The sequence below is a fragment of the Streptomyces sp. NPDC052773 genome, from assembly GCF_044547145.1.
Taxonomy (GTDB): Bacteria; Actinomycetota; Actinomycetes; order Streptomycetales; family Streptomycetaceae; genus Streptomyces.
In genome coordinates this window covers 207,610-221,062 of the sequence record NZ_JBITZX010000009.1, presented here as the reverse complement: position 1 = coordinate 221,062, position 13,453 = coordinate 207,610, and the positions used below count along the sequence as shown (strand labels likewise).

At 70.8% G+C, this 13,453-nt stretch carries 9 protein-coding genes; 3 read left to right on the top strand and 6 right to left on the bottom strand.

From position 1 onward, the window contains the following. Positions 1 to 35: 35 nt before the first annotated feature. Positions 36 to 587 carry a YceI family protein gene (locus ACIG0D_RS21585; protein ID WP_399803366.1) on the bottom strand — a complete coding sequence of 184 codons (552 nt, stop codon included), beginning with the start codon at positions 585 to 587 and terminating at the stop codon, positions 36 to 38. 321 nt (positions 588 to 908) lie between these two features. Between ACIG0D_RS21585 and ACIG0D_RS21580 the strand changes: the two genes are divergently transcribed. The 3 genes from ACIG0D_RS21580 (at position 909) to ACIG0D_RS21570 (ending at position 5,202) form a co-directional block, all read left to right on the top strand. Next, complete coding sequence (locus ACIG0D_RS21580; RefSeq protein ID WP_399803112.1) at positions 909 to 3,251, top strand: polysaccharide lyase 8 family protein; 2,343 nt, start codon at positions 909 to 911, stop codon at positions 3,249 to 3,251. A gap of 154 nt (positions 3,252 to 3,405) precedes the next feature. Continuing rightward, entirely contained in the window at positions 3,406 to 4,989 is a 1,584-nt protein-coding gene (locus ACIG0D_RS21575) for an acyl-CoA carboxylase subunit beta (RefSeq protein WP_399803109.1), read from the top strand. Positions 4,990 to 5,007: 18 nt separating this feature from the next. Continuing rightward, positions 5,008 to 5,202, top strand: coding sequence for an acyl-CoA carboxylase subunit epsilon (locus tag ACIG0D_RS21570; RefSeq protein WP_365766571.1), 195 nt, complete (start codon positions 5,008 to 5,010; stop codon positions 5,200 to 5,202). A gap of 57 nt (positions 5,203 to 5,259) precedes the next feature. Here the strand turns inward: ACIG0D_RS21570 and ACIG0D_RS21565 are convergent, their stop codons facing one another. The 5 genes from ACIG0D_RS21565 to ACIG0D_RS21545 all read right to left on the bottom strand — a co-directional run bounded on the left by ACIG0D_RS21565 (position 5,260) and on the right by ACIG0D_RS21545 (position 13,180). Next, the gene (locus tag ACIG0D_RS21565; protein WP_399803106.1) at positions 5,260 to 8,223 is read right to left on the bottom strand and encodes an NACHT domain-containing protein; all 2,964 of its coding nucleotides are present in this window, start codon (positions 8,221 to 8,223) and stop codon (positions 5,260 to 5,262) included. An 88-nt stretch (positions 8,224 to 8,311) separates the two neighbouring features. Next, positions 8,312 to 8,893: an ATP/GTP-binding protein gene (locus tag ACIG0D_RS21560; protein ID WP_166002463.1), complete on the bottom strand. Its 582-nt coding sequence runs from the start codon at positions 8,891 to 8,893 to the stop codon at positions 8,312 to 8,314. Beyond that, positions 8,874 to 9,446 carry a DUF742 domain-containing protein gene (locus ACIG0D_RS21555; RefSeq protein WP_365766573.1) on the bottom strand — a complete coding sequence of 191 codons (573 nt, stop codon included), beginning with the start codon at positions 9,444 to 9,446 and terminating at the stop codon, positions 8,874 to 8,876. The genes ACIG0D_RS21560 and ACIG0D_RS21555 overlap by 20 nt, the downstream gene beginning before the upstream one ends. 94 nt (positions 9,447 to 9,540) lie before the next feature. Then, the gene (locus ACIG0D_RS21550; RefSeq protein WP_004983065.1) at positions 9,541 to 9,954 is read right to left on the bottom strand and encodes a roadblock/LC7 domain-containing protein; all 414 of its coding nucleotides are present in this window, start codon (positions 9,952 to 9,954) and stop codon (positions 9,541 to 9,543) included. Between the two features lie 10 nt (positions 9,955 to 9,964). Further along, on the bottom strand, positions 9,965 to 13,180 hold the full coding sequence (locus ACIG0D_RS21545) for a nitrate- and nitrite sensing domain-containing protein (RefSeq protein ID WP_399803102.1): 3,216 nt from the start codon (positions 13,178 to 13,180) through the stop codon (positions 9,965 to 9,967). Positions 13,181 to 13,453 lie beyond the last annotated feature (273 nt).

The following is a 13,453-nucleotide window of genomic DNA, read 5'->3' as shown; positions in this document are numbered from 1 at the left end:
GTTCGCGGTACGGCCGTGGCGGAGCCGGCGCGGACTCAGGCGTTCTTGATCGCCGAGATGTCGAAGTTCAGCTTGATCTTGTCGGACACCAGGAAGCCGCCGGTCTCCAGCGCCGCGTTCCAGGTCAGACCCCACTCGGAGCGCAGGATCGTCGCCTTGCCCTCGAAGCCGACGCGCTCGTTGCCGAACGGGTCCTTCGCGGCGCCGTTGAACTCCAGGTCGATGGTGATCGGCTTGGTGACGCCGAGGATCGACAGGTCGCCGGTGATGCGGTAGTCGTCGCCGCCCAGGGACTCCGCCTTGGTGGAGCGGAAGGTCATGGTCGGGAACTCGTCCGTCTTGAAGAAGTCCGCGCTCTTGAGGTGACCGTCGCGGTCGGCGTTGCCGGTGTCGATGCTGTCCATCTTGACGTCGATGGACGCGGAGGACTTCGACGGGTCGGTGCCGTCGAGGTGGAGGGAGCCGCTGAAGTCGAGGAACTTGCCCTTGACGTTGGTGACCATGGCGTGGCGGGCGGTGAAGCCGATGGTCGTGTGGGCGGCGTCGATGGTGTAGTCACCGGTCAGGGTGGCCAGGTCCGGGCTCATGGTGTTCTCCTCGGGGACGGAACGTTGAATGTTCAACTAGGTGAACGTAACCCACCGTAGACCTATTCCGTTCAACTTTCAACAGCATGGGTGAAGTGGCGCGGTTGGATCTCCGGCCCGGGGTGGCACCCAGGGGTCGTGGTCTCGGTCGCGCCACCGAGTCAGGCTTACGTCCCCGGCCGGCTGACGCTGCCGGGACGGGTGCGGGGGATCGCTCCCGGGCCGTACCGGCGGCTGCTGCACCGGTTCGGCCGACCGGGGTGTTGCGTACGGACGCGGCGTCCGGCCGGTTCCCCCGGGCCCGCTCTCCTGCTAGAGGGCATGAGCATGACGTCCGAACGCGCCTCACTCAGCCGCAGAGCCGTCCTCCTCGCCACCGCCCTCGCCATGACCGCCACCGCGAACGCCCCGTCCCCGGCCCGGGCCGCCCCCGCCGACCCGTACGACACCCTGCGCCGCCGCTGGCTCGACCTCGCCCTCGGCACCGGCTATGACCCGGCCGCCGCCCCCTACGCCGCCCGCCTCGCCGAGACCGGCGACCTCGCCCGCCGCTTCCGCGCCACCCTGCCCGAGGCCCCGCCGCCGACCGCCCTGTGGCCGGACACCCCCTACGACCCGCCCGCCGGCATCACCCGCGCCTACGGCCGCCTGTGGACCATGGCCCAGGCCTACGTCCAGCCCGCCACCGGCTCCACCGGCGACCCGGACCTCCTCGCGGCCGTCCTGCACGGCCTCGACCACCTCGCCGCGACCGTCTACCACCCCGGCACCACCCGCTGGGGCAACTGGTGGGAATGGCAGATCGGCAGCCCCCGGCTCCTCATGGACATCACGGCCGCCCTGTACGACCACCTCGGCGCCGACCGGATCGCCGCCGCCTGCGCCGCCGTGGACCACTTCATCCCCGACACGATGTTCGCCGGCTACTCCGGCACCTCCACCGGCGCCAACCGCGTCGACCTGTGCCGCTCCGTCGCCCTGCGCGGCATCCTGGGCCGCGCCCCGGACCGCATCGCCCTCGCCCGCGACGCCCTCTCACCGGTCTTCCCGTACGTCACCCAGGGCGACGGCCTCTACGTCGACGGGTCGTTCGTCCAGCACACCCGGGTCGCCTACACCGGCACCTACGGCCAGGTGATGCTCGACGGACTCGGCCGCCTCTTCGCCCTGCTCGCCGGATCCGCCTGGGAGGTCACCGACCCCAACCGGCAGATCGTCCTCGACAGCGTCGAACGCGCCTACGCCCCGCTGATCCACGACGGACTGGTGATGGACATGGTCAACGGCCGGGCCATCAGCCGGGGCTACCTCGCCGCCGACGAACGGCGGGTGATGCGCAGCGACCACTTCCACGGCCAGGGGATCATCGCGGCGATCGCCGTCCTCGCCCTCGGCGCGAGCCCCGCCGAGCGGGACCGCTGGCACGCCGCGGTGAAGGGCTGGATCGAACGAGACCGCGTCAGCCCGGCCCTGACGGCCCGTCAGTTCGACGTGGCCGACCTCTCCCGGCTGCACACCATCGCCGCAGCCCCCGTCCCGGCCGCCCCCGAACCCGTCGGCCACCGCCTCTTTCCCGCCATGGACCGCGCGGTCCACCGCCGCCCCGCCTTCACCGCCGCCCTCGCCATGGCCAGCGACCGCATCGCCCACTACGAGTGCGGCAACGGCGAGAACCCGCGCGGCTGGCACACCGGCGCCGGCATGCTCTCCTGGTGGGCGCCCGGCCTCGGCGACCAGTACACCGACTGGTACTGGCCCACCGTCGACTGGTACCGACTGCCCGGCACCACCGTCTCCACCAAGCGCCTGCCCGACCGCGCGGGCGGCGAGTGGGGCGCGCCCCGGCCGGACGTCCGCTGGGTCGGCGGCACCACCGACGGCGAGTTAACGGCCGTCGGCCAGCACCTCAAGGGCCTGGAGTCCACCCTGGAGGCCCGCAAGTCCTGGTTCTTCCTCGCCGACGCGGTCGTCTGCCTCGGCGCCGGCATCCGCTGCGCGGACGGCGTCCCCGTCGAGACGATCGTCGACAACCGCAACCTGGGCGAGAACGGCACCCAGACCTTCGTCCGCGGCCCCGGCTGGGCCCACCTGGAGGGCCACGGCGGCTGGATCGTCCCCCACGGCCGGCTGCGCACCCTGCGCGAGGACCGCACCGGCGCCTGGTCCGACATCAACACATCCAGCACGTCCGAGCGGCGCACCCGGCGCTGGCAGACCCTCTGGCTCGACCACGGCACGGACCCGGCCGACGCCGACTACCTGTACGTCCTCATGCCGGGCGCCTCCCGCCGTACGGTCGCGGCCCGCGCCGCCGACCACCGCTGGCTGACGGTGCTCGCGAACGACGCCGCCCGCCAGGCGGTCCGGGTGCCCTCCCTCGGCCTCACCGCCGCCACCTTCTGGCGGCCGGGCACGGCCGGCCCCCTCACCGCGTCGGCCGGCGCGAGCGTCCTGCTGCGCCGCCACGGCCGCACCGCCCGCCTCCACGTGAGCGAACCACCCCGCACCGGAGCGCCCCTGGAGATCGTCTGGGACCACCCCGTGCGCCGGGTGATCCGGGCGGATGAGACGGTGGACGTCCTCGCCACGGGACCCCGGCTGCGGGTGCGCGTCACTCCGGGGATGGAGTGCGCGACCCACGAATGTGAGGTGGCGCTCGGCTGACGACTTTGTGGAACCCCCACAACACACAGACCCCCTGAGCAGTCGGAAAGCCTGCACAGCGCCTGGGTTCTGTCAGGGAGCACCAGGAAAACGAGCCGGAGACTGTACGGAGTCGACGGCTCGCTTTCCTCGCTCTCCTTCGTAAGGTCGCTACATGACCGTTTTGGATGAGGCGACGGGTGAGCCGACGGACGCGCGCGGCCGGGTGGCCGAGCTGCACGAGATCCGTGCGCAGGCACTGGCGGGCCCGAGCGAGAAGGCGACCGAGGCGCAGCACGCCAAGGGCAAGCTGACCGCCCGGGAGCGTATCGACCTGCTCCTCGACCCGGGGTCCTTCCGTGAGGTCGAGCAGCTGCGCAGGCACCGGGCGACCGGATTCGGCCTGGAGGCGAAGAAGCCGTACACCGACGGTGTCATCACCGGCTGGGGCACGGTCGAGGGCCGCACGGTCTTCGTCTACGCCCACGACTTCCGGATCTTCGGCGGCGCGCTGGGCGAGGCCCACGCCACCAAGATCCACAAGATCATGGACATGGCCATCGCGGCGGGCGCGCCGCTGGTCTCCCTCAACGACGGTGCCGGCGCCCGTATCCAGGAGGGCGTCTCCGCCCTCGCCGGCTACGGCGGCATCTTCCAGCGCAACACCAAGGCGTCCGGTGTCATCCCGCAGATCAGCGTGATGCTCGGCCCGTGCGCGGGCGGCGCGGCCTACTCGCCGGCCCTGACGGACTTCGTCTTCATGGTCCGCGACACCTCGCAGATGTTCATCACCGGCCCCGACGTGGTCAAGGCGGTGACGGGCGAGGAGATCACCCAGAACGGCCTCGGCGGCGCGGACGTGCACGCCGAGACCAGCGGCGTGGCCCACTTCGCGTACGACGACGAGGAGACGTGCATCGCGGAGGTCCGCTACCTCCTGTCGCTCCTCCCGCAGAACAACCGCGAGAACCCGCCCCGGGTGGAGAGCTCCGACCCGGCGGACCGCCGCTCGGAGGTCCTGCTGGACCTGGTCCCGGCGGACGGCAACCGGCCGTACGACATGGCCAAGGTCATCGAGGAGATCGTCGACGACGGCGAGTACCTCGAGGTCCACGAGCGCTGGGCGCGCAACATCATCTGCGCCCTGGCCCGCCTGGACGGCCAGGTGGTCGGCATCATCGCGAACCAGCCGCAGGTGCTGGCCGGCGTCCTGGACATCGAGGCATCCGAGAAGGCCGCGCGCTTCGTCCAGATGTGCGACGCCTTCAACATCCCGATCATCACGTTCCTCGACGTCCCCGGGTTCCTCCCGGGCGTCGACCAGGAACACGGCGGCATCATCCGGCACGGCGCGAAGCTCCTGTACGCCTACTGCAACGCCACCGTGCCGCGGATCTCGCTGATCCTGCGCAAGGCGTACGGCGGTGCCTACATCGTCATGGACAGCCAGTCCATCGGCGCCGACCTCACCTACGCCTGGCCGACCAACGAGATCGCCGTCATGGGCGCGGAGGGCGCGGCCAACGTCATCTTCCGCCGGCAGATCGCGGAGGCCGACGACCCCGACGCCATGCGGGCCCGCATGGTCAAGGAGTACAAGTCCGAGCTGATGCACCCGTACTACGCGGCGGAGCGCGGCCTGGTCGACGACGTCATCGACCCGTCCGAGACCCGCGAGGTGCTCATCAAGTCCCTGGCGATGCTCCACACCAAGCACGCCGACCTGCCCTCCCGCAAGCACGGCAACCCCCCGCAGTGACCCTGAGGAGCCTGTCGTATGTCCATGCCTGACATCCGCGTCGAGAAGGGCCACGCCGAGCCCGAGGAAGTCGCCGCCATCACGGCCCTCCTCATGGCCCGCGCCGCCGCCCGCCCCACCGAGATCGCCCCGTCCCACGGCGGCCGCGTCCGCGCGGGCTGGCGCCGCCTGGAGCGCGAGCCGGGCTTCCGGGCGCCGCACAGCTGGCGCTGAGCCTTTTGACGGCGCCTACGGCCCCGCTCTCCTTTGGAGTGCGGGGCCGTGGTGTGTTCAGTGGACGACGACCTCCACGCCGGGGAAGTCGAGGGCGTCGGGGGAGTCGGGCAGGACGCAGTCGTGCAGCGACAGGCGCCTGACCTTGGGGAGGACGAAGTCCGGGGCGCTCAGCCAGGCGGCCACGTCCACCCCGTGGAGTTCCAAGACCAGCCCAGGGATCGTGGACACCGCGTTCAGCCCCCTGGGCAGGCACGGTTCGTTGGTCGATGACCACAGTGAGACCAGCTTGATCTTCGGCCCGAGAGGCAGATCGGCCAATTCGGACGTGCCGCAGACACTGAGGAACAGTTGTCTCAACTGCGGCAGTCCCTCCAGTGCCCCCGGGTTGACCAACGACATCGATACGTCGCCCAACAGGGCGAGGGTCCTCAGGTCAGGATGGGCTTCCAGCGCCGACAGGTCCACCTTGCCGCGGAGCGCGCCAAGGATCAGGGCTGGTACCCGGGGGAGTTCCTTCACCGCTGCGAAATCCTGGAGGGGATAGCGGATCCCAAGGCCGGCGCCGGGGGACAGCCGGGAAGCGGCACGCAACTGGCCGGAATGGGTCAGGTGAACAAAATGGCCCTTCAGGGACAGCCGCGCAAGAATTCGGTCCGTGTAAGCCTCTGCGTCGAAGTAGCCCCAGCCGTCGATGAGTGCGCTGACCACGGCACCGCGAGCCCCCATCGCATACCGCTCCAGCGTGCTTAACGCCTCTTCACCGCCGATGAGCGCAACCGTCCGTACGGTCTCCTCTGCCGCCTTCTCCGTGAGCCCACTCAACGACCGAGGCAGTTGCCTTAGCAGACTCGGGCCAATGGCCGCCAGCGCCGGCGGATCCGTCTTCCGTCGAGGCGGCAGCAACGCCTCCACTGCCGCATCCAACCGCCCCGCCAACTCGTCGGAGACCTCTGGCACCGTCTCCTGACAGGCCGCCGCCAACAACCGCAGCTTTCGTGTTTGCCGGGGCTCCACCTCCGCGCGGTCCAGGATGCCGCCCAGCAACTCCTCCCGCTGCGGCCGGTTGGCATGCCCCGCGGCCATGATGATGGTCTCGCGCCAGAGGTCCAGGTGCGCCCGTTCCACCAGGTTGCCGATGCGGTCCTCCTCCGCCGCCTCCTCGGCCGCCAGGTACTCCTGGAAGGTGCGGTGGACGAAGTCCACCCGCCCCACGGCGGGGGAGCGCAGCACCCCGGAGCGGTGCCGCAGCTGCTCCAGGACCCGCGCCCCGTCCTGCTCGTCCAGATGCCGCATCCCCGCCAGTTTCCGGCCGACGAACACCCCGGCCTGCTCCAGCGAGATCTCACTGCGGTTGTTGTCGGACAGCCGCCAGGCGAGGTCCCGCAGCAGCACGAGCTTGTCCTTCAGGCCGAGCCCGTTGTCCAGCGCGCTCGGCACGTTCCGGTGCGCGTCCCGCTCGTGGACCAGGGTGTGCAGGGCGCTGCGGTACAGCTCCATCCGGTCCCGGGGGAGCTGACTGCCCCGGTTGAGGTGCATCGCGCACAGCATGGACGCGAGCAGCGGCGTCCCCGCGAGGGACTGCAGATGCGGCCGGTCCTTCAGCGCGTTCAGCAGCGACTGCTCGTACCCCGGCAGCTCCTCCACCTCGCACGGCAGCTCCTCGCCCAGCTCCCGCACCGCCTGGTGCCACTGCCGGACGAACGCCGCGAGGTCGGGCGGAGTCATCCGGTCCAGGTGCAGCGCGGTGAACTCCTCCCGCCGCAGCCAGTCCGCGCCCGCGGCGGCCGGACGGGAGGTCACCACCACCCGGACGTCCCCGTACGCCGCGAGCAGCTTGCGCAGCCACTCCCGTACGCCCCGCCGCTCGCCGTCCAGCAACTCGTCGACCCCGTCGATGAGCAGCAGTGCCTTGCCGGACTCCAGTTGCCGTTCCACCCACGCCTTCGGCATGACGCCCGTCAGATGCCCGGCCACCGAGTCCAGCATCGCCTCCGGCCCCGGCAGCGCCCGCCCGCTGTACTCGCGCAGCTTCACGAACACCGGGGTCAGCCCGTTCCACCCGGCCAGCTCCCCGGTGAACGCGCCGCGCGCCGCCGTCACCGCCAGCCAGCGCAGCAGCGTGGTCTTCCCGGAGCCGGCCTCACCCCGCAGCAGCACCCGCGAGGCACCGCCCAGCGCCGCCTCGACCCGCATCCCGGAGCTCTCGCCGCCGCCCTGCTCCCAGTCGCTCATGTCGGGCCGCAGCAGGGGAACGGCCCTGCCCCCGGCGCGCCGCCGGCTCCCGTCGTCGCCGGTCGCCCGCAGGCTGACGTACGCCACCGACAGCCGCGCCTGTGCCGCCGCCCGCTCCGACGTGCGCCGGAACAGCTCCACCTCGTCCAGTGTCGTGCTGACCAGCTCCAGATAGCGGCGCCGGAACTCCGCGTCCCGGTCCGTGCCCTCGGGCGCGAACAGCGACCGGTCCGGCAGCCGCTCCAGGATGCGGGCGATCTCCGCGCCCAGCGACGTGGTCCGCGCCAGCAGCTCCGTCAGTGCCCGCTCCTCGAAGACGGGCAGGTTCCGCACGATCCGTACGTAGTACTCGCAGCACTCCGCGAACAGCGCCTCGTACAGCCGCTCTTCCGCCTCGCTCAGCCCCACCGGAGCCGCCACGGACGAGGTGATCCGCCGCACCACCTCGGCCGGATTGGCGTCCGCCGCCAGCACCGCCTCGTCCGACAGATCGGCCCGTGCGAAGGTGTCGCAGACGCCGTTCAGGACCGCCTGCCGGCCGTTCTCGTCCAGCCCCCGGAACTCCCGTTCCAGGAACGGCGCCAGCCGGTCGAACACCGCGTCCGCGATCTCCTCGAACTGCCGCTCCACGCTCCGCTGGAACCGCAGCCCGGGCACCCGCAGCCGGACCAGCTCGGCCATCGGCATCCGGCGCTCCTGCTCCCGCCGCCTCCCGCCCAGCCACAGCTGTGCCGCCGTGGTCGCCACGGTCGTCCCCAGCCGTAAGGCCGCCGCCTCCGCGCTCATCCTCGCGTCCCTCCCCGGAAAACAACTGCGGTCCCCATCCCTCCCACAGGAGGAACGGGGACCGCAAGCGATTCGAGCCGATCGCCGGCTACCGCAGGCGCGCCATCAGCGCGTGCTCCACGAGCGTGATCAGCGTCGACTTGGCGTCCGCGCGGTGGCGGGCGTCGGTCGTGATGATCGGGGTGTCCGGCCCGATCTGCAGCGCCTCGCGCACCTCGTCGGGCGTGTACGGCTGGTTGCCGTCGAAGCCGTTCAGCGCGATGACGAAGGGCAGGCCGCTGTTCTCGAAGTAGTCGACGGCGGGGAAGCAGTCGGCGAGCCTCCTCGTGTCGACCAGCACCACCGCGCCGATGGCGCCGCGCACCAGGTCGTCCCACATGAACCAGAAGCGGTCCTGGCCGGGCGTGCCGAACAGGTACAGGATGAGGTCCTGGTCCAGGGTGATACGGCCGAAGTCCATGGCCACGGTCGTCGTGGTCTTGTCTCCGGTGTGGGTGAGGTCGTCGATGCCCGCCGAAGCAGACGTCATGACGGCCTCCGTGCGCAGCGGGTTGATCTCCGAGACGGCGCCGACGAACGTGGTCTTGCCCACGCCGAAGCCGCCCGCCACCACGATCTTCGCGGAGGTGGTGGAGCGGGAAGGACCGCCGCTAGAGCTTGCGAAGTCCACTGAGCACCCTTTCGAGCAGTGTCACGTCTGGCTGGCCACCGGCGTTCTCGTCGCCGCCGGGCTGATGGATGGCGACCAGTCCCGCCTCCGCCAAGTCGGCGACGAGGATCCTGGCCACGCCGAGGGGGATCGTCAGCAGGGCCGAGATCTCGGCCACCGACTTGATCTCCCGGCAGAGGTTGCAGATCCGCTGATGCTCGGGCAGCTGGCCCTGCATCTGGTGCGGAGCCGCGGTGGTGTGCACCAGCGCCTCGATGGCGAGCTGGTACCGCGGCCTGGTGCGACCGCCCGTCATGGCGTACGGACGCACCAGGGGGTTGTTCGACGCCCCGGCGGGCGCCGGCTCAGGGGTGCGGCGCTGCGGCTGCACGGGCTGGATACGCGGAGCCTGCGGCTGGTCGTAGGGCGCGGGGCCGGGACCCTGCGGCGTGTACGGCTGCCGGTGGCTCGGGGTGGAGGGGAAGTTGTACCGGTTCTGGGAACCGTCGTTCTGGCCCTGGGCAGGGCCGTACGACCAGTTGCCCGAAGACGAACCGCCTGGGGGTGTTGCCACTTTCTCCTCCTCCGACTGTGCCGGGCACCCATCCCTGTGGAGCCGCGTCCCGAAACCTTACGGCCCCGGGACGCGAAAACGCACCGTCTGTCTGTTAGTTGAGAAGGCTCCCCTGGAGCTCCGCACGGAGATCCGGGGTCAGGACCGTGCCCGCGCGGTCCACGAGAAGCGCCATCTCGTACCCAATGAGGCCGATGTCCGCTTCCGGGTGGGCCAGAACCGCGAGCGACGACCCGTCCGAGATGGACATGATGAAGAGGAATCCCCGCTCCATCTCCACAACCGTCTGGTTCACGCTCCCGCCCTCGAAGATGCGCGAGGCACCGGCGGTCAGCGAGGTCAGACCGGAGGCGACGGCCGCGAGCTGGTCGGCGCGGTCGCGGGGGAAGCCTTCGGACATCGCCAGAAGGAGTCCGTCGGCGGAGACCACCACGGTGTGGGACACCCCGGGGGTGTTGTCCACGAAGTTGGTGATCAACCAGTTCAGGTTCTGTGCCGCCTGGCTCATCGGGCTCACACTAACGCTCCTGGTTGTAGGTGCTGTCAGGACCGAAGCCCTGGCCGTTCGTTTCACTTCCTGCGGTGCGTCCCCGCTGCACTCCCCGGCGCAGGTTGCTCAGCCTGCCCCGGACGTCCTCGGGGGCGCGGGAGACCTGTGGGCCTCCCTGCGGGGTCGACTCCGCGGAGCCCTCGACCAGATTGGCCTTGGGCACCCGCCGCGGCAGGCCGGAGGAGGTCACTCCGCCCGCCTTCGGCTTCCGGAGCTGCGCGGCCTGCTGCCACCGCTCGTCGTTCGCCGAGCGCCAGCCGGTGTCGCCGTTGCTCTCCGGGGAGGGGGCCGGCGTTTCCTGGTTCACGCGCTGCGCGGCGCCGCCCGTGGTACCGCTCGCGGTGGACCCGCGGCGCGGAAGCCCGGCGTCGGTCAGCTCGTGCCCGGCGGAGGAAGCCGGTCCCGGACGGTCGAAGCCTACGCGGTCCCGCTCACTCGCGTCAGCGGCCTGCACAGATTCCGCTTCGGGAGCGTACTGGTCCGGGTAACCGCCCTGGTAACCGTCCTGCTGCTGCCAGTCAGCCTGGTAGGACTGCTCTTCGAAGCCCGAGTAGGTCTCCGAGGCAGCGTTCGGCGTCGCGGCGTGCTCGCCCTGGCCGGACTCCGCATACGCGGGGTCCGGGTAGCCGCCGGGCGCCTGGAATCCGTCGTTTCGCGGCAGCCCGCCGTCCTGCGCGAAGTAGGAGTCGTCGTACGACGGCTGCTGCTGCTCCTCGTACGCCTGCTGCTGACCGTAGCCGGTCTGCTCGGCGTAACCGCCCTGGCCGCCGTCGTAGGCGTGCTGTCCGGTCTGCTGGTCGAAGCCGTCGGCCGGATAGGCCGTCTCGCCGGTGCTCTCCTGGGGGGACTGCTGGCCGTGGGCCTGCGCCTCCAGGGCCGCGCGGCGCTCCTCACGCATCAGGGAGCGGCCGACCGGGTCCAGCTCGCGGATGTCGTCGGGGACCTCGTAGCGGCTGTCGTCGAAGCCCAGCTCCGCCGCGGTGCGCATCGGCTCGCTGAAGTCCTCACCCTGGAACTGCTGCTCCGGGATGATCTGCGAGACCGTGAACTCCTCGCGCTCCAGGGAGCCGTCGCCACCGCCACCGTGGGTGATCGCGTCGGGGAGCATGACCAGCGAGGTGGTGCCGGCCTGTTCGCCGGAGGGGCGCAGCTGGACGCGGATGCCGTGCCGGTCGGACAGCCGGCCGACCACGAACAGGCCCATGCGCTGGGAGATCGCGGCGTCCACGGTCGGCGGGTTGGCCAGCTTGTGGTTGATGTCCGCGAAGTCCTCGGCGGTCAGGCCGATGCCCTTGTCGTGGATCTCGATCATCACACGGCCGTCGGGCAGACGCGTCGCGGTGACCCGCACCTTGGTCTGCGGCGAGGAGAACGTGGTGGCGTTCTCCAGCAGCTCGGCCAGCAGGTGCACGAGGTCGGTCACGGCGCGGCCGTGGATGTCGGCCTCGGGCACGCCGGATATCTCGATGCGCTCGTACTGCTCCACCTCGGACGAGGCGGCGCGCAGCACGTCGACCAGTGGGACCGGCTGGTCCCAGCGGCGGCCGGGCTCCTCGCCGGCGAGGACCAGCAGGTTCTCGCCGTTGCGGCGCATACGGGTGGCCAGGTGGTCCAGCTTGAAGAGGTTCTCCAGCTGGTCCGGGTCCGCCTCGTTGTTCTCCAGCTCGGTGATCAGGGTCAGCTGGCCCTCGATCAGCGACTGGTTGCGGCGCGACAGGTTCGTGAAGATCGCGTTGATGTTGCCCCGCAGCAGCGCCTGCTCGGCGGCGAGCCGCACGGCCTCGCGGTGGACCTGGTCGAAGGCGCGGGCGACCTCGCCGATCTCGTCCGTGGAGTTGATCGGGATGGGCGCGACGCGGGTGTCGACCCGGCCGGGGTCGGTGCGCGAGAGCTGGTCGACCAGCATCGGCAGCCGCTGCTCGGCGATGCCGAAGGCGGCGTTGCGCAGCTGGTGCATCGAGCGGCTCATCTGGCGGGCCACCATGCCGGCCAGGATGAACGCGGCGAGCAGCGCGATCACGACGGCGGCACCGGTGATGAAGGCGTCCGTCTTCGCGTCGTCGGCGATGTCGGAGGCCTCGTTCACGGCCGTGTCCGCGAGGTCCGCCTCGATCTGGCGGTACGCGTCGTACTTGAGGGTGTTGACCGCCCACCAGTTGGCCGGCGTGACGCCCAGCGCGGCGATGCGCGCGCGCTCGGCGCGGGAGGTGTCCTGGAGACCGGCGACCAGGGCGACCATCTTGGCCGGGTCGGACGGCGGCGCCTTGTAGTTCGGGTCCTGCGCCAGGGCTTCCTTGGCCGCCGCCGCGGCGTCGGCCTGGATCTGCTTCCTGGCCTCATCCAGCTTGTCCGCGTCGGCCTCGGTGCCACCGCCGATGTACTCCTCGATGGCGATGCGCTCGAGGTAGGCGTAGGAGGCGAGGGAGGTGCGCTGGGAGGCGAAGTCGCCGACGCCGGGGCCCGGCTTCACCAGCAGCTGCATACCGATGGACCGCTCCAGCGACAGCGCGGCCTTGGTCAGCGAGATGGCGTAGACGGTACGGCCGTAGCTGGTGATGTTGCCGGTGCCCAGACCGAGCTCGTTGGCGAACTCCATCAGCGGGTGGGCGATCCTGACGTACCCCTCCTGGGTCTGCACGCCCTTGAGACGGGAGGTGTACGCGGCCTGGCGCAGCGCCTGCAGCTGGGGTTCGACCTTGCGGAACAGGTCCAGCCGGCGTTCGAGGCCGGCCTTCGAGGGCATGCTCTCGGCGGCCTCGTCGAAGGCGTCGGCGGCCTCGTCGGTCTTCTTGCGGGCGGCGGCGACGGTCTGGTCGTCCTGGCCCTTGCCCTGCAGCAGCGGGGCGGCGGTGGTGTCGCGCTCGTTGTAGAGGGCGTCGGCGTAGGTGAGGGAGGCCCGAACCAGGCGCGCGGTGTTCTCCGCGTCCTCGGCCTCCTGCCAGGTGTCGATGGAGCTCTTCACCTGGAAGCCGCCCATGACCAGGCCGACCAGCACGGGTATGAGCAGGATCGCGTTCAGTCGGGTCGTCACCCGCCAGTTGCGCGGGGAGAAACGGCCGCCGCTCGGAGCGGGGGCGGCCGTGGGCTCCGAACCGGGCACACCAGGGGCGGACGCCGCTCCGCGCGGCGGCGGGGTGAAGTTGCCCCGGGCGGGCGGCTCGGGACCGTTCTTGCTTCGCCTCACTCGACCAACAACCTCTCGGCGGTCGGCACCTACGTCGTGCCGCAGTGTCTCAGAGCCCGGATCGCCATCGACCACTGAGTACGTCTTTGACTATTGGGCAGTTCAGGCATTCCAGCACGTGGACCAGCGCTCTTCCAAACATGGAGAACCGCCGGAACCCCGTGAGGAAGGCCGCAGATAAAACGGTCATAAAGAACGAGCCCCGCCAAAAGACGGGGCTTTTGTGCGCGCAGCGACACCACCCGACCGCGACGCGTGGCGGTACCACCCGAT